Genomic DNA, 19,785 nt, shown 5'->3' with positions numbered 1-19,785 from the left:
TGTTAGTTAGAGCGGCGGCGGCGCAGCTTGCCGCTCGGCTCGGCCGTCCTGGTCCTCGCCCTTGGAGTCCGAGCGGCTTTGCTGGTGTCGGCCGCGACCTCGCCGACAGCCGCGCCCGGTTCCCATCCACCCATGCCTTGCAGCACGAGATCGGCGTGCTTGACCGTGTTGACGTGGCCGTAATGCTCCTCGATCATCTTGACCGAGGTTCCCATCTGTTCGGCAAGGAAATAGACATCGACACCTTCCGCGAGGCGGAAAGTGGCGTAGGTATGCCGGAAGCAATAGGTGGAGCGGGGAACGCCGGACGCGCCCTCCCGCAAGTCGGCCTTGTCGAGCAAGTCTCCGATCATCGCCTTGTAGAGCGAACTGGCCGGCTCGCCGGTCACTGTCGTGAACACCCGATCCTCGGGCCGGAACGTGACTTCCGGTGCTTCACTGTCCGTCGCCGCCGTCTTGCGATACAGCCTCGTCGCCTCCCGGATGCGCTCGAAATAGTCGCCGACGCTCTTGGGTGCGACGAGCTTGCGTGACTTGCCCTTGCCTTGGACGAACAGCACGACAAGCTCACGGCCCTCCCGATCGGTGCCGGTGGTGATATCGCGCCAGCGCAGGTTCTTCGCCTCGGACGGCCTCATGCCCGTGTTGCACATGATCAGGATGAAATTATAGGCGACCGTCCGATACCAGACGCTCGACGGCCGGTTCGCCGCCTTGACCCATGAGCGGCCCACCGTGTGGAGGTGCCGATATTCCTCAAGCGTGAACTCGTCGCGGCGCATTGTCTTGAGCTTGGGCCGCTCGTCGAACCGCTGGCTGGCCGGAACGTACCGCTTCTTGATCGCGTAGTTCATCACCGCGCCGAAAATCGACATCTCGAAGCGGATGGTGGAGTCACTGATGAAGGCCACCGTCCGGCCTTCGGCCGGAGCGGCGGGCGTCGTTTGTGGGCGAAGCTGGCGGATGCCGCGCGCCTCCATCGCCTTGGCGCGACTGACCGCTTCGCGGGCGTCCAGTTCGGCCGCCTTCTCGGCGGATACTTCGCGCACGCCGTTGCGCGTGTTGCGGCCTGCGCCATTCTCACGCCGCCATGCCGGATAGCCGGCCCATAGATTGTCGCCGATCAAATGGACCTGGGTCGATCCGGCATAAGCCTCAAGCGCACCCTCGATCACAGCCTTGAGCTTCTTGGGCCGTTCCTTGCTGATTTCGCCGCGCTTCGCGCGAGCCTCTTGTGTAGCGAGATATTCCTTCGCCACGGCTCGGAATGGATGGTTGAAAACCGGCACGTCGTGCTTGATGCGGAAGCGCACGTCGGAGTCCTGATCGTAGGCCAGTTCGCGCGCTGCGCCGATGTCACTGGTCTTGAGCGAGACCGTCTTGTAACGGTCGGTTTTGGGCAGCTTGACGCGGCAATACCAATTGCGGTGGTCCACGTCGGCGCGGCGAAAGATTATGAGGCCGGGCTTGAGCACTTCCTTGTCGGTGACGAACGCCATGTTCGGCTCCTTCCTGTGCAGATTATGTGCAGATCGCGGCGCTAAGTCCTTGATTTGCGGTGGCTGTGCAGGTGATGTGTGGGAAGTTTATATCAAAAATTATTTTGAAATACAATATGATAAGAAACAAGTGTCATTCCAGCGAAAGCTGGAATCTCATTGCCTTCTTTCCGCGATCGGAAAGAACAAGGGAGATCCCGGCTTTCGCCGGGATGACGGGCTCCGTTTCAACGGTGGGCGGTAAGTCCTGAAGTCCTCCCCGAGCTGCGCTCAGGGAGGATTTTTTCTTTCTGGCGCAGCCCCACGATATCGATCGCGCCGTCCCTGAAGCGGCCGACCTCGACGCGGTCCCGTGCCAGTTCCTCCAGGAAGACGTCGCCCTTGTCATAGGCCCAGGGGCCGAGGCGGAGCAGCCAGACGGTCGGGACCGCGCGGGTCGCCGGGTCCTGGGCGATCGCGCGCAGGTGCGTGCGGTCGAGCGAGGGGACGCCGCGCGAGCCGCTGACGTACCAGCTCCCCGGCGGCGGATCGAGGCTGGGGATCGCGGTCGGGATCGGGCGGCTCGGCATCGCCAGGCCGCGGTCGCGCACCGCCCGGTCGAACGGCAGCGCGCCCTCGTTGGGATAGGCGAGGACGACGTCGCCGGGCCGGAAGCGCGGGGCGAGCCAGGCGACCGCCTCATACCAGTCGCGCCGGACATGGCCGCGCGACTCGATGTCGATGCCGACCTGACCGACCAGCATCCAGGCGAGCGCGCCGGCCGGCAGCAGCCATCCGTATCGCCGCCACCCCCAGCCGATCCCCAGTCCCATCAGCAGCAGCGCGGGGACGGCGAGCGCGGTCATCGTCCGGATGATGAAGACCGGGGTGACCTGCGCCGAGACGAGCAGCGAGACGGCGACCGGGAGCAGCGCGAGGATCAGCAGCGCGGCGAGCGTCCCGCGCCAGCGCGCGCGCCACAGCAGCGCAGCCCCGCACAGCGCGAGGATCGCCGCCGCCGCGCGGATGTCGTCGCGCGGGCCGGTGAACATGTAGGTCGCGCGCCGCCACAGGTCGACGGTCGAGAATTTGAGCCAGGTCGCCTTGACCCATTCGGGCGCCTGGTCGAGCAGGATGAACAGCGCCGGCAGCCACAGCGCGATCGCCAGCGCGTGGCCGCCGGCGAACCACAGCCAGTCGGCGCGCGTCATCGTCCGCACCCGGACGACGCAGAGCAGCGCGAGGCCCATCGCCCCGGCATAGAGCGGCCCGAGATTGTGGAGCCACAGCATCAGCGCCCCGCAGCCGAGCCAGCCGGCGAAGGCGGCCCCCGCCAGCGGCCGGCCCGCCGCGCGCCGCTCGGCGATCGCGAGCAGCGCGAGGGTCGCGCCGGCATAGGCGAGGATCATCAGCGGATAGGGCCGGATCTCGCGCGTCATCCAGACCAGCACCGGCGAGGCCGCGACCAGCGCCGCGGCGGCGAGCGCCACCGGCGCGCGGTCGACCCCGGCGATTCGCGCCAGCCGCGCCGCCGCCAGCGCCGCGACCGGCAGCGTCGCCAGCCCGCACAGCAGGCCGAGCATGCGGTGCGCGAGCAGCCCGTCGCCCGCGACCAGCGTCCAGGCGCGCAGCAGCGAATAATAGAAGGGCGGATGCGTCTCGTAGCGGGGGACGGTGTTCCACAGGAAGTCCCAGCCCTGCGCGGCGGCATAGGCGCTGTAGCCCTCGTCCAGCCACATCGGCTCGGCCCCGAGGTTCCAGGCCCGCGCCCACAGCGCGAACCCCGCGATCAGCGCGGCGGCGAGGAACAGGGCGGGGCGGGGGAGCTTGGCGGCGGTCATCGGCGCCCGCTTATGCCAGACCGGGCCCGCCATGCCAGCGCCGTGAGCGGCCGATCGGGCGTCGGGTGTAGGCATCCTTCGATCGTCCCACCTGTTCGTCATTCCCGCGAAAGCGGGAATGTGGAGTCACGTTTGAAGTGCACCGGTTGAGATTTTGAGGAATGCCTCGGCGGGGGTTAGGAAGCCAAGGCATTTTCTGGGTGTGTTGTTGAGCTGGTCGACGTGCGCGCGCAGCTGTTTGGCGGTGAGCGTTTCGAGGTTGGTTTTGCGTGGCAGGGGGCGGCGGAGCCTGCCGATGGTGTTTTCGACGCCGCCCTTTTGCCAAGGGCTTCGGACATCGCAAAAGAAGGTGGTGACACCGAGTGATTGGTGCAGCCGATAATGCTCGGCGAACTCGGTGCCGTTGTCGAAGCTGATAGTTTTTCGCAGATGCTGGGGGATATGCCGGAGGTTTCCGGCGATCCGGCATGCGGTCAGCCTGGCCCGGCGATGGGGCAATTTTTCGACGATGGTGAAGCGGGTCTGCCGTTCATGAAGGACGAGCAGGTTGTGGCCATATTTGGCGAAGAGCATGTAGTCGGCTTCCCAATGGCCTGGCTGGGTCCGTGTGTCGGCTTCGGTCGGCCTCTCCTGGATCGGCCGGCGCTGCTTGATGAAGCTGGCGGAGCTGCCGCCGCGCTTGCCGAAATGTCCGCGCCGACTCTTTCGGCGAGGCAGGAGCCGGTGCCAATAATCCTTCTGCGCCGAGCGGTGGTAGATGAACCGATAGATTGACTCATGGCTGACGGTGGGACCATTTAAGAGGGTCAGTCGGCCTGCGATCTGTTCGGGAGAGCTTCCCATCGCAAGGCCGTTTTCCACGATCTTTCGCAGGTCCGGCTGGCGCTCCAGCTTGAAGCGGCAATCCCATTCCCGCCGCCTGGCGGCCAGTTCATGGGCGCGACGCGGGTTGTAGCCACCCAGCCAGATCTTGGTCTGCCGGCTATTACGCTTGAGTTCACGGCCAACCGTCGTGTGATGCCGGCCAATCGCGTCCCCGATCTCACGCGAAGATTTACCGTCTGCATGCAGACGGTAAATCTCGATACGCTCGTCAAGGCCGAGCTGCCTGTAGCTTCTTCCCATCGCGCTTCCACCTTACCAGGTGGTGCACTTCATCTGTGAGTCCGCCGAATCCACGGTCACGGAGCATTTCGTCTCCTGCGGGCCGCCGTCCATGGATTCCCGCTTTCGCGGGAATGACGATGGGGGTTGGAAGACGACCGGGACACGTCCCAGCGCCGACAGGCTTCATCCGGCGACGGCTTTCCAGTAAGAGCTTCGCCCGATGGTACTCTCCCTTATCGGCTCAAAGCCGTTCTTCGACGACAAGAACCATGCCTTCTGGGTGCTCCAGTCGGCCGGGTGGAGCGGCTATTTCGTGCTGCGCGCGCTCGGCGGGCTGGCCAACAACATGGGCCTGCTGTTCATCGTGCCGACGGCGCTGACCACCGCGACCGGCTATTCGCTGACCCTGCTGATGGCGTCGGCCTTCCGCCGGCTGATCAAGCTCAAGCCGATCGTCACCTGGACGGTGTCGATCCTGATCCTGGTGCTGGCGGCGGCGGTGTTCTCGTCGATCGAGACCTGGGCGCACGCCACCTTCTACCGGCCGCAGGAGATGCCCAAGGGCATCCAGTTCTTCGGCGCGATCCTGCTCGATCTCGCGCTGCTCGCGGCCTGGTCCTCGCTCTATTACGGGATCAACTTCTACCTGCTGCTCGAGGAGCAGTCCGACCGGGTCGAGCGGCTCGAGAGCCAGGCGAGCTCGGCGCAGCTCGCGATGCTGCGCTACCAGCTCAACCCGCATTTCCTGTTCAACACGCTCAACTCGATCTCGACGTTGGTGCTGCTCAAGGAGACCCAGCGCGCCAATGCGATGCTGTCGCGCCTGTCCTCCTTCCTGCGCTACACCCTCGCCAACGAGCCCGAGGGCACGGTCAGCCTCGCCCAGGAGATCGAGACGCTGAAGCTCTATCTCGACATCGAGAAGATGCGCTTCGAGGACCGGCTGCGCGCCGATTTCGAGATCGATCCGGCGGCGTCGGAGGCCCGGCTGCCCTCGCTGCTGCTCCAGCCGCTGGTCGAGAATGCGATCAAATATGCGGTCACCCCGCTCGAAGAGGGCGCCGACATCGTCGTCACCGCCCGGCTGGCCGGCATGGAACCGGATCGTCGCCTGATCATTACGGTTACCGACACCGGACCGGGGTTGAACGATGGATTGACGCGTCCCACCTACTCGACCGGCGTCGGTCTGGCGAATATTCGCGACAGGCTGGCGCAGGCTTATGGCACGGACCAACGATTTGAGGTCCAGACTGACCGGCAGGAAGGTTTCGGAGTCGTGATCGACATCCCCTTCCAGTCCGCGAAACAGCGCAAGGATAGTGCATGACGATCCGAACCATTCTCGTCGACGACGAGCCGCTCGCCATTCAGGGCTTGAGATTGAGGCTGGCGGCACACGAGGATGTCGAAATCATCGAAACCTGCCTGAACGGCCGCGAGGCGATCCGGGCGATCAAGACCCACAAGCCCGACCTCGTCTTCCTCGACATCCAGATGCCCGGATTCGACGGCTTCTCCGTGATCCAGGGGCTGATGGAGGTCGAGCCGCCGCTGTTCGTCTTCTGCACCGCCTATGAGGATCACGCGATCCGCGCCTTCCAGGCGCAGGCGCTCGACTATCTGCTCAAGCCCGTCGACGAGCAGCGGCTGGCCGACACGCTCGACCGCGTGCGCCAGCGCCTCGCCGAGAAGAAGGGCGTCGAGGAGGTCGGCCGGCTCAAGGAGGTGCTCGCCGAGGTCGCCCCCGACGCGGCCGACAGCTATGGCGAGAGCGACGACGCGCCCGCGTCGAACCGCTTCGAGAAGATGATCAACATCAAGGATCGCGGCCAGATCTTCCGCGTCGACGTCGACACGATCGAGCGGATCGACGCCGCCGGCGACTATATGTGCATCTACACCGGCGACAACACGCTGATCCTGCGCGAGACGATGAAGGACCTGGAGAAGCGGCTCGATCCGCGCCGCTTCCAGCGCGTCCACCGCTCGACGATCGTCAATCTCGACCTGGTCCGCCAGGTCAAGCCGCACACCAACGGCGAATGCTTCCTGGTGCTCGATTCGGGCGCGCAGGTGAAGGTCAGCCGCTCCTATCGCGAGGTCGTCGCGCGCTTCGTCCATTGATAATTCCTCCCCTGCGATGCAGGGGAGGGGGACCACCCGCAGGGTGGTGGAGGGGGCGACGGCGCAGCCGGCGCTGACGCGCCGCCCTTCCACCGCTTCGCGGTCCCCCTCCCCGTTCCGGGGAGGAATGAGAGGGGAGCCCATGACGATCCGCCCGCGCCGCAGCGCGCTCTACATGCCCGCCTCGAACCTGCGCGCGATCGACAAGGCGCGGTCGCTGCCCTGCGACGTGGTGATCTTCGACCTCGAGGACGCGGTCGCGCCCGAGGCCAAGGCCGAGGCGCGCGCCAATGCGGTGGCGGCGGTGCGCGACGGCGGGTTCGGGAAGCGCGAGCTGGTGATCCGGGTCAATGCGCTCGGCACCCCCTGGGCCGAGGACGACCTTGCCGCGGCGGCATCGTCGGGCGCCGACGCGATCCTCGCCCCCAAGGTCGGCGATGCGGACAGCGTGCGCCGCTATCATGCGGCGATCGCGGCAGCCCCGGCGGCGACGGGCTTCTGGGCGATGGTCGAGACCACCCGGGCGATCTTCCGGCTCGATGCGATCGCCGAGGCGATGAGCGCCCGCCCGGCGGCGTTCGTGCTCGGCACCAACGACCTCGCCAAGGAGATGGGCGCGCGCCTCACCGTCGAGCGGACGCCGTTCCTCGGCATGATGGCGATGGCGGTCGCGGCGGCGAAGGGCCATGGCCTCGCCATCCTCGACGGCGTCTACAACGCGTTCGACGACGAGGCCGGCCTCGACCGGCAATGCGCCGAGGCGAAGGCCTATGGCTTCGACGGCAAGACCCTGATCCATCCGCGCCAGATCGATCCGACCAACCGGGCGTTCAGCCCCGACGCGGCGGAGATCGCCTGGGCGCGCGCCGCGGTCGACGGCTTCGCCGCGCCCGAAAATGCCGGCAAGGGGGCGATCAGGGTCGGTGGAGAGATGGTCGAGCGGCTGCACCTCGACCAGGCGCACGCGATCCTGGCGATGGCCGGGGACGCGTAGCGGAATATTGGAAGGGGTCGCGGCATCTTTGCCCCGTCATCCCGGCGAAAGCCGGAATCTCCCTGCCTTCCCATGTCTCCGGCGAGCGAAGGGCGAAGAGAAGCGAGATCCCGGCTTTCGCCGGGATGACCGGAAGGGGGAGGCGAGGCGGTCTTTTCGCGAAAGCTCGCCCTGGACCGGGCGCCGGCGAAGGACAGCGGCCGGAAAGACCAGCGTCTAAGCGGCGGCGCGGCCGGCGTAAAGGCCGTAAATGTTCGTCTTTCCGCTGTTTTACGCGGATGATACTCTGCGTCGGACAAGGCTTACCCCAAGACAAAAGAGGGGATTACGCAGACGCGTTCCCAGGACCTGATGCCGCGTGGCTGGCCGCGCATGGCCACGGATCGCCGGACCATAGGTCTCACGGCGCTGTTCGCGGCCATCATCGTCGTGGCGATCCTCAAGGCCGCCCACCTGACCCCGCCGTCCGATCGCTCCGGCGCCGTCGAGGTCGCGCTGCTGGTCTTCGCCGGGCTGCTGTCGGCGGCGGCGATGGTCTGGTCGTGGCGCTCGCACCTGATCGAGCGCGACCGGGTCGAGCGGCGCGAGCTGGTCGACGCGGCCGAGCTGGCGGCGGTGATGGTGGTCGACGAGGAGGGGACGATCCGTCACTGGTCGCGCGGCTGCGAGGAACTGTACGGCTGGCCCGCGGCGGCGGCGGTCGGGCGCAGGCGGGTCGACCTGCTCGACACCCAGACGCCCGAGCCGGTCGAGGCGCTGTGGCACCGGCTCCGCGTCGCCGGGCGGGTCAGCATCGAGCTGGTCGAGCGCCATCGCGACGGCCATGAGCTGATCATCCACGACCATGCCAAGATCATCCGCCACGGCGCCGACCATCATTCGGCGGTGATCGCGGTCACCGACGTCACCGAATGGCGGCGCGCGGAGGAGGCGCTGCGGCTGAGCGAGGCGCGGCTCGCCACCTCGGTCGCGGTGCAGGGCATCTTCATCTACGAATATGACCTGATCGCCGGCCAGCCGATCTGGACGACCAGCGGCGAGACCTTCTTCGGCCTCGACGGCGAGGAGACCGGGACGGGCCCGCGCTACTGGAGCGAGGCGCTCGACGCGCAGGTCCGCGAGGTCGTCGCGACGACGACGGCCAGCGGCCAGGACCGCGCCCATTTCGATTTCGACTTCCGCCACCCCGACGGCGCCGCGCGGCGCGGCGAAGGCTGGGCGCGGATCATCCGCAACCGCGAGGGCCGGCCGGTGCGCCTGCTCGGCACCCATCTCGACGTCACCGAGCGGCGTGAGCGCGAGCAGGAGCTGCGCGCGGGCGAGGCCGAGCGGCGGGCGATCCTGGCGACCGTGCCCGACGCGATGTTCGTCTGCGACGAGCGCGGCCATGTCCGCGCGTGCAGCGCCACCGCGCGCCAGCTGCTCGGCTATGGCGAGGGCGAGCTGATCGGCCACCAACTCAGCGACCTGGTCGACGATCCGCGCGGCCCGGCGGCGGTCCGCCGCGACCTCGCCCGCGCGCGGCAGCTCGGCCCCGGCGGGCAGTGGCCGGTGCCGATCAGCGTGCGCCGCGCCGACGGCGAATCGGTGCCGATCTCGTTCGTGCTCGGCGACGCCTATGTCGACGGCGCGCGCATGTACGTCGTGTTCGGCCGGGACATGCGCCCGACCATCGCGACCGAGGAGCGCTTCCACCGGCTCACCAACGACCTCGCCCAGGTCTCGCGCCTCGGCATGATGGGGGAGATGGCCGGCGCGCTCGCGCATGAGCTGAGCCAGCCGCTGTCGGCGATCGTCAACTTCCTCGGCGCGGTCGACCTGATGCTCGACGGCGACGACGAGCGGGTCGACATCGCCCGGCTGCGCCAGGCGCTCCAGCGCGCCAGCGAGCAGGCGTCGCGCGCCGGGGAGATCATCCGCCGGCTGCGCGCCTTCATCCTGCGCGGCGAGGCCGACATGCGCGCCGAGCCGCTGACCAGCCTGGTGCGCGAGGCGGCGGCGCTGGCGCTGTTCAACAGCAGCAGCTTCGGCATCCGGCTGTCCTATGATTTCGAGAATGAGGGCCGGGTCGTGCTCGGCGACCGGATCCAGATCCAGCAGGTGCTGGTCAACCTGATCCGCAACGCCGCCGACGCGATGACCGCGCAGGGCGAGGGCCGGCGCGAACTGCTGATTGCGACGAAGATGGCGCGTGACAACTTGATCGAGGTAATTGTGAAGGATTCGGGGCCGGGTATTGCATCGGAGATGCTGGAGAGACTGTTCAGCCCCTTCGCCACCACCAAGCGCGAGGGACTCGGCTTCGGCCTGGCGATCTCGCGGCGGATCATCGAGGCGCATGGCGGCCAGATGTCGGCAACCTCGGCGCCGGACGGCGGCGCCGTCTTCCGCTTCACCCTGCCGGTGATGGAAGAGGAAGGGGCGCGATGAACAGCCGGCGCATCTACATCGTCGACGACGACGACGCGCTCCGCCAGTCGGTCGAGGTGCTGCTCGACGTCGCGGGCGGCTTCGTCACCCGCTCCTTCGCCTCGGGCGAGGCGTTCCTCGACGCGGTGCCGCAGATGGAGGCGGGCTGCGTCCTGCTCGACCTCAACATGCCCGGGCTCAACGGGCTCGAGGTGCTCCACCGGCTGCAGAAGCTCGACAACCGCTTCGAGACGATCCTGCTGACCGGGCAGGGCGACATCGGCGTCGCGGTCGAGGCGATGAAGTCGGGGGCGATCGACTTCATCGAGAAGCCCTATGACAACCGCATGCTGCTGGGCGCGCTCGACAACGGCTTCGCCCGGATCGAGGACCGCGAGAAGGAGGCGAGCGCGATCCAGTCGGCGCGCGACGGGATCGACCGGCTCACCCCGCGCGAGCGCGACGTGCTGCTCGGCCTGATCGACGGCAAGGCCAACAAGATCATCGCCTATGAGCTCGACATCAGCCCCCGCACGGTCGAGATCTACCGCGCCAACCTGATGGACAAGCTCGGCGTGCGCAGCGTCGCCGAGGCGGTCCGCATCGCCTTCGCGGCGGGGCTGGTGCCGGTCTTCCCGCGATAAGGTGCCCCAAGGCCCCGTCATCCCGGCTTTCGCCGGGATGACGGAGAAACACGGTAGGTCGGACGCCACGGTTTGACCCGTAACGAGCCGCGGGGATATGCAGGGGCATGAGCTCCAGCGCGTCCGGGCCCGAGGCCAGATCCTTCGCCGTCCTCGTCACCGGCGGCGCCGGCTATATCGGCAGCCACGCCGTCCTCGCCCTGCTCGACGCGGGCTGGCGTGTCTCGGTGATCGACAACCTCGTCACCGGCTTCCGCGACGCGGTCGACCGCCGCGCGCGCTTCCATGAGGGCGACATCGCCGACGAGGCGCTGGTCGCGCGCATCCTGGCCGAGGACGGGATCGGCGCGATCCTGCACTTCGCCGGATCGGTGGTCGTCCCCGAATCGGTCGCGGACCCGCTCAAATATTATCGCAACAACACCGCCAACAGCCGCTCGCTGATCGAGAGCGCGGTGAAGGGTGGGGTCCGCCACTTCATCTTCTCGTCGACCGCCGCGACCTACGGCATCCCCGACAGCATCCCGGTGCGCGAGGACATGCCGACCGTGCCGATCAACCCCTATGGCATGTCGAAGCTGATGACCGAGGCGATGCTGCGCGATGTCGCCGCGGCGCATCCGATGAATTACTGCGCGCTGCGCTATTTCAACGTCGCCGGCGCCGATCCGCAGGGCCGCGCCGGCCAGTCGACCGCGGGCGCGACCCACCTGATCAAGGTCGCGGTCGAGGCCGCGCTCGGCAAGCGCGCCGAGGTCGCGGTGTTCGGCACCGACTATGCGACCCCCGACGGCACCGGGGTGCGCGACTATATCCATGTCGGCGACCTCGCCGACGCGCACCTCCACGCGCTCGACGCGCTGATCGCCCGGCCCGGCGAGAGCCATGTGATGAACTGCGGCTATGGCCGGGGCTTCTCGGTGCTCGAGGTGCTCGATTCGGTCGACCGCGTCGCCGGCACCGCGGTCACCCGCCGGATGGAGCCGCGCCGCCCCGGCGACCCCGACGCGCTGGTCGCGGACAATGCCCGCATCCTCGCGACCACCCCCTGGCGCCCCAGGCTCGACGACCTCGACACGATCGTCGCCCATGCGCTGGCGTGGGAACGGAAGCTGGCGGGGAGGTAAGCGGGTGTCGAGCGCCGCGCATCTCTGCTGAGATGCCGGCCTCCGCCGGCATGACGGGGAGATGAGGAAACGGAGCCGCAGGCTCCGCAAGCGCGAACGCGCGCCCGAGCTATTGCGAGGATAGCCAAGGGCGCGGATGCGCACGCTGGCGCCTGAGGCCAAAACAAAAAAAGGGCCGATCCCGAGGGGACCGGCCTTGAAAGTTTTAGGAGAGGATGCCTGAAAGGCCCGTTCTTTGTGCAGGTGCGAAGATGAAAATGCAAGCGAAAAAATGCTGCGGCGCCAAATAAATTTTCAAGATATTGAAAAATATCAATTTATTATATTCACCATTGTAAGCTCGTTGCGGTTGCGGCGAATCATGCTCGCACATGCGAAACGATGAGGGGGCGGATTGTCAGGGGCCTCCGGCCGCGCCATGCTCGCGCCCGAACGGTGACGGGGAGCGGATATGGCGGGCGGATCGGGCGGGACGGCGACAGGGCGCGAGCTGACCGTCCGGGGATTGCTGCTCGGCGCGCTGATCACCTTCGTCTTCACCTCGGCCAACGTCTATCTCGGCCTGCGGGTCGGACTGACCTTCGCCACCTCGATCCCGGCGGCGGTGATCTCGATGGCGGTGCTGCGGCTGGTGCGCGGCGCGACGATCCATGAGAACAACATCGTCCAGACCGTCGCCTCGGCGGCGGGGTGCATCGCCTCGATCATCTTCGTCCTGCCCGGCCTGATCATGATCGGCTGGTGGCAGGGCTTCCCCTTCTGGCAGACCTTCCTGCTCTGCGCCTCGGGCGGGCTGATGGGGGTGGTGCTGTCGGTGCCGCTGCGCCGCGCGCTCGTCACCGGATCGGACCTGCCCTATCCCGAGGGCGTCGCCGCGGCGGAGGTGCTCAAGGTCGGCACCCAGACGCGCGAGGGCGCGGCCGAGGCGCAGGCGGGCCTGCGGACGATCCTCGTCGGCTCGATCGCGTCGATGGGCTTCGCGGTGATCGGGGCCACGAAACTGGTCGCGACCGAGGCGTCGACCTGGTTCCGGCTCGGCGCCAGCCACGCCGCGACCGGGGTCTCGGCCTCGCTGTCCTTCGCGCTGCTCGGCGCGGGGCATCTGGTCGGGCTGTCGGTCGGGCTGGCGATGGGGCTCGGCCTGGTCATCGCCTTCGGCGTCGCCACTCCGGTCCTGTCGGCGATCGCCGCGATGCCGGGGCCGGCCGAGGCGGCGGCGCTGGCGGCGTTCGGCGGGCAGGTGCGCTTCCTCGGCGCCGGCGTGATCGGCGCGGCGGCGATCTGGACGCTGGGCAAGCTCGCCCGGCCGCTGTGGCACGGCATGGCCGGCGCGATCGCCGCGTCGAAGGCGCGCAAGGCGTCGGGCGAGGCGCTGCCGATCGAGGAACAGGACATGCCGGTCGGCTGGCTCGGCCTGATCGTGGCGCTGGTGGCGCTGCCGATCGTGGCGCTGCTCTGGCACTTCGCGGAACAGGGGCCGCTCGCCGCCTTCGCGCTGCCGCTGTCGCTCGGCTTCTATGCCTATGTGCTGCTGATGGGCGCGTTCGTCGCGGCGGTGTGCGGCTATATGGCCGGGCTGATCGGGTCGTCGAACAGTCCGGTGTCGGGACTGGCGATCCTCGCCGTGCTCGGCTCGGCGCTGCTGCTCGCGGTCGCGGTGCAGCCGCTGGCGGGAAGCGGGGCGGGGCCGCAGCTCGTCGCCTTCGCGCTGTTCGTCACCGGCCTCGTCCTCGCTTGCGCGGTGATCGCCAACGACAATCTCCAGGACCTCAAGACCGGCCAGCTGATCGGCGCGACGCCGTGGAAGCAGCAGGTGGCGCTGATCGTCGGCGTGCTCGCCGGCTCGGCGGTGATCCCGCCGATCCTCGACCTGCTCAACGCCGCCTATGGCTTCGCGCCGCTGCCCGGCACCGGCCTGCCGGTCCCGAGCGATCCGCTCCCCGCGCCGCAGGCGACGCTGATCGCCGGCCTCGCGCGCGGCATTTTGGGCGAGGGGCTCGACTGGAACATGATCTTCATCGGCGCGGCGCTCGGCCTCGCGCTGGTCGCGCTCGACGGGCTGATGGGACGCAAAGGCTGGCTGCGCCTGCCGCCGCTCGCGGTCGGGATCGGCATCTACCTGCCGATGTCGGCGACCCTGCCGGTGGTGATCGGCGCGCTGATCGGCTGGCGCTACGACCGGCGCCGCGCCGATCCGGCGGCGCAGCGCATGGGCGTGCTGCTCGCCTCGGGCTTCATCGTCGGAGAGAGCCTGTTCGGCGTCCTCCTCGCCGGGCTGATCGTCGCGACCGGCAGCGGCGCCCCGCTCGCGCTGGTCGGCGCGGGCCATGAGGGCGCGGCGATGGCGGCGGGGACGCTGCTGGTGGCGGCGCTGCTCGTCGTCCTCTACCGCTGGACGGGGCGGACGGCGGGACGGTTGCAGGGGTGACGATAAGGGACTCGCCTTGCCCTTTTTGCCCTTGCCCTGTATGGCGCGCGCCGGCTCTTTCAAATCCTCACAGTCTCAGGTGAACCCATGAAGATCAGCGGCGTGGACATCCGTCCCGGCAACATCATCGAATATGAAGGCGGCATCTGGCGCGCCGTCAAGATCCAGCATACCCAGCCCGGCAAGGGCGGCGCCTATATGCAGGTCGAGATGAAGAACCTGATCGACGGGCGCAAGAACAACGTCCGTTTCCGGTCGGCCGAGACCGTCGAGCGCGTTCGCCTCGACACCAAGGATTTCCAGTTCCTGTTCGCCGAGGGCGAGGACCTGACCTTCATGGACAAGGACACGTACGAGCAGATCACCCTGCCGCGCGACCTGCTGGGCGACGCCGCCGCCTTCCTGCAGGACGGCATGGACGTGGTGATGGAGCTGTACGAGGAGCGCCCGATCTCGGTGCAGCTCCCCGACCAGGTCGAGGCGACGATCGTCGAGGCCGATGCCGTGGTGAAGGGGCAGACCGCCTCGTCCAGCTACAAGCCCGCGATGCTCGACAACGGCGTCCGCGTGATGGTGCCGCCGCACATCTCCAGCGGCACCCGCATCGTCGTCGACGTCTACGAGCAGACCTACGTCCGCCGCGCGGACTGATCAAAGCTATGCCGGGGGCATGAGCCCCCGGCTCGTCACCCACCCCTAGCCCCTCCCTTGAAAGGGAGGGGGAGAGAAGACATGGTAGCCCACTCCGGCCTCATCACCGTCATGGACCGCGCCGCGCGCAAGGCCGCGCCGCGGCTGCGGCGCGACTTCAACGAGGTGCAGCAGCTCCAGGTGAGCCGCAAGGGCCCCGCCGACTTCGTCTCGATGGCCGACAAGCGCGCCGAGCAGACGCTGGTCGAGGAGCTGAAGCGCGCCCGGCCCGACTGGGGCTTCATCCTCGAGGAAGGCGGCGAGATCGAGGGCGATCCGGCCAAGCCGCGCTGGATCATCGATCCGCTCGACGGCACCTCCAACTTCCTCCACGGCCTGCCGCACTTCGCCATCTCGATCGCGGTCGAGGAGCCGCGCCCGGGCCAGAAGCGCGGCGAGGTGACGCAGGGGCTGGTCTACCAGCCGCTCACCGACGAGAGCTTCTGGGCGGAGAAGGGGCGTGGCGCCTGGCTGCACGACCGCCGGCTGCGCGTCTCGGCGCGGCGCGAGCTGTCGGAATCGCTGATCGCGACCGGCATCCCCTTCCTCGGCCATGGCGACATCCGCGAATGGACCGCGATCTTCGCCGCGATCGCGCCCGAGGTGGCCGGCATCCGCCGCTACGGCTCGGCCGCACTCGACCTCGCCTGGGTCGCGGCAGGGCGGTTCGACGCCTTCTGGGAGGCCGACCTCAACATCTGGGACGTCGCGGCCGGCATCTTGCTGGTGCGCGAGGCCGGCGGCTTCGTCAGCGACTATCGCGGCGGCGACCGGATGCACGAGCGCAACGAATATCTCGCGACCAACGACGGCCTCGCGACTCGCCTCCACAAGCTGGTGGCGCAGGGCCTGAAGGGGCTCTGAGGCCCCGCAAAAGCCGTCATGCCTGCGGAGGCAGGCATCCATGTCTGTCCTCTCCCCGATGGTCACCTGGCGGATGAGAGACATGGGCTCCTGCCTTCGCAGGAGCGACGGAAGAAAACGGGCATGGCGGGGTAGGGTTCGGCTATCGAAAAACCCCAGCATTTCCGCCCGCTTGTTGCGAATCATTCTCACTTTTCCACGGCTTGCTTCGCCAATGCGGCGCGCCTAAACGTCCCCGCCAAAGGCCGGATTCCCGGTCCCCAGCTCGGAGCCTGTTCATGGCGTCAGTCGCCGCCGGATATCTGCCGATCCTGCTCTTCCTGGGCGTTGCCCTGGTGCTGTCGAGCGCCTTCGTCTTCCTGCCGATGCTGGTCGGCCGGCTGACCGGCACCCACCAGCCCAATCCCGAGAAGCTGGCCGAATATGAATGCGGCTTCCCGGCGTTCGAGGACAGTCGCGCCCAGTTCGACGTGCGCTTCTACCTGATCGCCATCCTGTTCATCATCTTCGACCTCGAAGCCGCCTTCCTCTATCCCTGGGCGGTGTCGCTCGGTGGGATCGGGTTCGTCGGCTGGCTGTCGATGATGATCTTCCTGGTCGAGCTAGCCGTCGGCTTCATCTATGCATGGAAGAAGGGAGCGCTCGAATGGGAGTGACCCTCGATAGCGCGCTCAACCCGCACAAGCCGGAAGGCTTCGGCGAGGTCGTCGCGCCCGATCCCGATTATTTCAAGGCGCTCCAGGCCGAGGTCAACGACAAGGGCTTCCTCGTCACCTCGGCCGAGGAGCTGTTCCAGTGGGCGCGCACCGGCTCGCTGTGGTGGATGACCTTCGGCCTCGCCTGCTGCGCGGTCGAGATGATCCACGTCAACATGCCGCGCTACGACCTGGAGCGGTTCGGCGCCGCGCCGCGCGCCTCGCCGCGCCAGTCGGACGTGATGATCGTCGCGGGCACGCTGTGCAACAAGATGGCTCCGGCGCTGCGCCGCGTCTACGACCAGATGTCCGAGCCCAAATACGTCATCTCGATGGGCAGCTGCGCCAATGGCGGCGGCTATTATCATTACAGCTATTCGGTGGTGCGCGGCTGCGACCGGATCGTGCCGGTCGACATCTACGTCCCCGGCTGCCCGCCGACCGCCGAGGCGCTGCTCTACGGGATCATGCAGCTCCAGCGTAAGATCCGCCGGATCGGGACGCTCGAGCGATGAGCGGGACCAGCTTCGCCTTTCCGCGCTTCGCGTCGAACGACGGCGTGGTCGAGGCCGCGACCGCGGCGCTCGGCGCCCGCCTGATCGAGGCGCGCAGCTGCGTCGGCGAGATCGCCCTGCACGTCGAGCGGGCGAGCCTGGTCGAGACGATGCGCATCCTGCGCGACGAGCTCGCCTATCAGCAGCTGATGGAGATCGCCGGGGTCGACTATCCCGACCGCGCCGAGCGGTTCGAGGTGGTCTACTGCCTGCTGAGCGTCACGAAGAACCACCGCATCCGCGTCCATGTCGGCACCGACGAGGTCCAGCCGGTGCCGTCGGTGACCGGGCTGTGGCCGGTCGCCGGCTGGCTCGAGCGCGAGGTGTTCGACATGTACGGCGTGCTGTTCGAAGGCAATGCCGACCTGCGCCGCATTCTCACCGACTACGGCTTCCGCGGGCATCCGCAGCGCAAGGACTTCCCGCTGACCGGCTATGTCGAGCTGCGCTATTCGGAAGCCCACAAGCGCGTCGTCTATGAGCCGGTCAAGCTGGCCCAGGACTTCCGCAGCTTCGAGTTCATGAGCCCGTGGGAAGGCGCCGACTATATCCTGCCCGGCGACGAGAAGGTCGAGGGCGAAGCGCCCACGGGCGACGGAGCGAAGAAGTGATGGTTGCCCTTCACACCGTCATTCCAGCGGAAGCTGGAATCTCCCTTTTCTTCATCGGAGGCAAAGGCAGTGAGATCCCAGCTTCCGCTGGGATGACGTCCGCTTGCGGAGGCGCGTTCTGATGGCTTCGACCTACGACACGCTGACTCCCGAAGCCCAGAAGGGCGAGGTCGAGATCCAGAACTACACGATCAACTTCGGCCCGCAGCACCCGGCCGCGCACGGCGTGCTGCGCATGGTGATGGAGCTCGACGGCGAGATCGTCGAGCGGGTCGACCCGCATGTCGGCCTGCTCCATCGCGGCACCGAGAAGCTGATCGAGTACAAGACCTATCTCCAGGCGCTGCCCTATTTCGACCGGCTCGACTATTGCTCGCCGCTCGGCATGGAGCACAGCTATGTGCTGGCGATCGAGAAGCTGCTCCAGCTCGAAGTGCCGCTGCGCGCGCAATATCTGCGCGTGCTGTTCGCCGAGCTGACCCGCATCTGCAACCACATGCTCAACATCGGCAGCCACGTCATGGACGTCGGCGCGATGACCCCGAACCTGTGGCTGTTCGAGATCCGCGAGGACTGCCTCAACTTCTTCGAGCGCGCGTCGGGCGCGCGGATGCACGCGGCCTGGTTCCGGCCGGGCGGCGTCCACCAGGACGTGCCGCTCAAGCTGCTGACCGACATCGGCGACTGGCTCGACACCCGCCTGCCGCGGCTGTTCGAGGACGCGGTCTCGCTGTTCGCCGACAACCGCATCTTCAAGCAGCGCAACGTCGACGTCGGCGTGGTGTCGAAGGAGGACGCGCTGGCCTGGGGCTTCTCCGGCCCGATGATCCGCGCCGCCGGCATCCCGTGGGACATCCGCAAGTCGCAGCCCTACGACGTCTACGACCGCATGGACTTCGAGATCCCAGTCGGCACCAGGGGCGACTGCTACGACCGCGTCATGGTCCGCATCGAGGAGGTGCGGCAGTCGGCGCGGATCATGAAGCAGTGCCTCAGCGAAATGCCCGAGGGGCCGATCGCCAGCCTCGACCGCAAGGTGGTGCCGCCCAAGCGCGGCGAGATGAAGCGCTCGATGGAAGCGCTGATCCACCACTTCAAGCTCTATACCGAAGGCTTCCACGTGCCGGCCGGCGACGTCTATGTCGCGACCGAGAGCCCGAAGGGCGAGTTCGGCGTCTATCTGGTCTCGGACGGCAGCAACAAGCCGTACCGCTGCAAGATCCGGCCGACCGCGTTCAGCCATCTCCAGGCGATGGACTTCATGATGAAGGGCCACATGCTGGCCGACACCACCGCCATCCTCTCGGCGATCGACGTCGTGTTCGGGGAGTGTGACCGTTAATGTCCGACGCAGCCCATATCCCCGACGAGGCCGAGACCCGCGCGCGCTGGGGCGGTTTCGCCTGGACGCCGGAAAATGCGGCGCAGGCCGAGAAGATCATCGCCCGCTACCCGCCGGGCCGCCAGCAGTCGGCGGTGATGCCGCTGCTCGACCTCGCCCAGCGCCAGGTCGGCGCCGAGACCGGCACCCAGGGCTGGCTGCCGGTGCCGGTGATGGAATATATCGGCGCGCAGCTCGGCATGGCCTATATCCGGGTCTACGAGGTCGCGACCTTCTACACCATGTACAACCTCGCGCCGGTCGGCCGCTACCATGTCCAGGTGTGCGGCACGACGCCGTGCATGCTGCGCGGCTCCGACGACGTGCTGGAGGCCTGTTACAAGAAGGGCCTGAAGAAGGGCGCGACGACCGCCGACGGCCTGTTCACGCTGACCGAGGTCGAGTGCCTCGGCGCCTGCGCCAACGCGCCGATGGTCCAGATCAACGACGATAATTACGAGGACCTGACCTTCGACAGCATGACGGCGGTGCTCGACACGCTCGCCGCCGGCGGCCAGCCGAAGATCGGCCCGCAGGTCGAGCGCCAGACGAGCTGCCCCGAGGGCGGCCCGACCACGCTCCAGGAAATGGTCTCCGAGAACCACGACTATCGCGGCCGGTGGGAGGCCATGGGCAATGCTCCGGCATGAGCGGGCTGATCGCCATCATCGTCACGATCGTGCTGGCGGTCATCCTGATCAAGGTGACCTTCAAGCTGCTCGGCATCGCCATCGCGATCGGACTGGGCGTGCTCGCCTATTTCGTGGCCGAGAAGCTGTTCGGGAAACGCGCATGATGGCTTTTCAAGATATTCTCGTCATCCCGGCGGAGGCCG

17 protein-coding genes and 1 pseudogene are annotated in these 19,785 nt (G+C 67.6%); 15 read left to right on the top strand and 3 right to left on the bottom strand.

The window, feature by feature from the left end:
- Window positions 1-2 precede the first annotated feature (2 nt).
- The 3 genes from HRJ34_RS18275 to HRJ34_RS18265 all read right to left on the bottom strand — a co-directional run bounded on the left by HRJ34_RS18275 (window position 3) and on the right by HRJ34_RS18265 (window position 4,444).
- Complete coding sequence (locus HRJ34_RS18275; RefSeq protein WP_226948849.1) at window positions 3-1,499, bottom strand: tyrosine-type recombinase/integrase; 1,497 nt, start codon at window positions 1,497-1,499, stop codon at window positions 3-5.
- Window positions 1,500-1,726: 227 nt separating this feature from the next.
- Entirely contained in the window at window positions 1,727-3,352 is a 1,626-nt protein-coding gene (locus HRJ34_RS18270; RefSeq protein WP_208632067.1) for a glycosyltransferase family 39 protein, read from the bottom strand.
- 93 nt (window positions 3,353-3,445) lie between these two features.
- Window positions 3,446-4,444: an IS30 family transposase gene (locus HRJ34_RS18265; RefSeq protein ID WP_208632066.1), complete on the bottom strand. Its 999-nt coding sequence runs from the start codon at window positions 4,442-4,444 to the stop codon at window positions 3,446-3,448.
- A 202-nt stretch (window positions 4,445-4,646) separates the two neighbouring features.
- On the opposite strand from HRJ34_RS18265, the gene HRJ34_RS18260 reads away from it, so the two are divergent.
- The 15 genes and pseudogenes from HRJ34_RS18260 to HRJ34_RS18190 all read left to right on the top strand — a co-directional run bounded on the left by HRJ34_RS18260 (window position 4,647) and on the right by HRJ34_RS18190 (window position 19,746).
- Window positions 4,647-5,756, top strand: a complete 1,110-nt coding sequence (locus tag HRJ34_RS18260; protein ID WP_012049173.1) for a sensor histidine kinase — start codon at window positions 4,647-4,649, stop codon at window positions 5,754-5,756.
- Window positions 5,753-6,553: a LytR/AlgR family response regulator transcription factor gene (locus HRJ34_RS18255; RefSeq protein WP_012049174.1), complete on the top strand. Its 801-nt coding sequence runs from the start codon at window positions 5,753-5,755 to the stop codon at window positions 6,551-6,553. The genes HRJ34_RS18260 and HRJ34_RS18255 overlap by 4 nt, the downstream gene beginning before the upstream one ends.
- Before the next feature lie 16 nt (window positions 6,554-6,569).
- Window positions 6,570-7,547 (top strand): HpcH/HpaI aldolase/citrate lyase family protein, encoded by a 978-nt coding sequence (locus HRJ34_RS18250; RefSeq protein ID WP_208632065.1) that lies wholly within the window; start codon window positions 6,570-6,572, stop codon window positions 7,545-7,547.
- Window positions 7,548-7,919: 372 nt separating this feature from the next.
- Window positions 7,920-9,977: a PAS domain-containing sensor histidine kinase gene (locus HRJ34_RS18245; protein WP_226948848.1), complete on the top strand. Its 2,058-nt coding sequence runs from the start codon at window positions 7,920-7,922 to the stop codon at window positions 9,975-9,977.
- Entirely contained in the window at window positions 9,974-10,600 is a 627-nt protein-coding gene (locus HRJ34_RS18240; RefSeq protein WP_012049177.1) for a response regulator transcription factor, read from the top strand. Before HRJ34_RS18245 ends, HRJ34_RS18240 begins: the two co-directional genes overlap by 4 nt.
- Before the next feature lie 107 nt (window positions 10,601-10,707).
- A complete protein-coding gene (gene galE / locus HRJ34_RS18235) occupies window positions 10,708-11,727 on the top strand; it encodes a UDP-glucose 4-epimerase GalE (protein ID WP_012049178.1) in 1,020 nt (339 codons plus the stop codon).
- Window positions 11,728-12,178: 451 nt separating this feature from the next.
- Entirely contained in the window at window positions 12,179-14,155 is a 1,977-nt protein-coding gene (locus HRJ34_RS18230; RefSeq protein ID WP_208632064.1) for an OPT family oligopeptide transporter, read from the top strand.
- 87 nt (window positions 14,156-14,242) lie between these two features.
- Window positions 14,243-14,806 carry an elongation factor P gene (gene efp / locus HRJ34_RS18225; protein WP_012049180.1) on the top strand — a complete coding sequence of 188 codons (564 nt, stop codon included), beginning with the start codon at window positions 14,243-14,245 and terminating at the stop codon, window positions 14,804-14,806.
- Between the two features lie 81 nt (window positions 14,807-14,887).
- Window positions 14,888-15,709 carry an inositol monophosphatase family protein gene (locus HRJ34_RS18220; RefSeq protein ID WP_208632063.1) on the top strand — a complete coding sequence of 274 codons (822 nt, stop codon included), beginning with the start codon at window positions 14,888-14,890 and terminating at the stop codon, window positions 15,707-15,709.
- Window positions 15,710-15,987: 278 nt separating this feature from the next.
- Window positions 15,988-16,365, top strand: coding sequence for an NADH-quinone oxidoreductase subunit A (ndhC, locus tag HRJ34_RS18215; protein WP_012049182.1), 378 nt, complete (start codon window positions 15,988-15,990; stop codon window positions 16,363-16,365).
- Window positions 16,356-16,919 (top strand): NuoB/complex I 20 kDa subunit family protein, encoded by a 564-nt coding sequence (locus HRJ34_RS18210; RefSeq protein ID WP_012049183.1) that lies wholly within the window; start codon window positions 16,356-16,358, stop codon window positions 16,917-16,919. The genes ndhC and HRJ34_RS18210 overlap by 10 nt, the downstream gene beginning before the upstream one ends.
- A pseudogene (locus HRJ34_RS18205) lies at window positions 16,916-17,548 on the top strand (NADH-quinone oxidoreductase subunit C); the annotation flags it as partial. The gene HRJ34_RS18210 and the pseudogene HRJ34_RS18205, both read left to right, overlap by 4 nt.
- A gap of 142 nt (window positions 17,549-17,690) precedes the next feature.
- The gene (locus HRJ34_RS18200; protein ID WP_016747798.1) at window positions 17,691-18,911 is read left to right on the top strand and encodes an NADH-quinone oxidoreductase subunit D; all 1,221 of its coding nucleotides are present in this window, start codon (window positions 17,691-17,693) and stop codon (window positions 18,909-18,911) included.
- The gene (locus tag HRJ34_RS18195; protein ID WP_012049186.1) at window positions 18,911-19,600 is read left to right on the top strand and encodes a complex I 24 kDa subunit family protein; all 690 of its coding nucleotides are present in this window, start codon (window positions 18,911-18,913) and stop codon (window positions 19,598-19,600) included. Before HRJ34_RS18200 ends, HRJ34_RS18195 begins: the two co-directional genes overlap by 1 nt.
- The gene (locus HRJ34_RS18190; protein WP_012049187.1) at window positions 19,597-19,746 is read left to right on the top strand and encodes a hypothetical protein; all 150 of its coding nucleotides are present in this window, start codon (window positions 19,597-19,599) and stop codon (window positions 19,744-19,746) included. Before HRJ34_RS18195 ends, HRJ34_RS18190 begins: the two co-directional genes overlap by 4 nt.
- Window positions 19,747-19,785 lie beyond the last annotated feature (39 nt).

Origin of the sequence: Rhizorhabdus wittichii, from assembly GCF_017607425.1 — a bacterium.
Taxonomy (GTDB): Bacteria; Pseudomonadota; Alphaproteobacteria; order Sphingomonadales; family Sphingomonadaceae; genus Rhizorhabdus; species Rhizorhabdus wittichii.
This window is presented reverse-complemented; position numbering and strand designations above follow the sequence as displayed.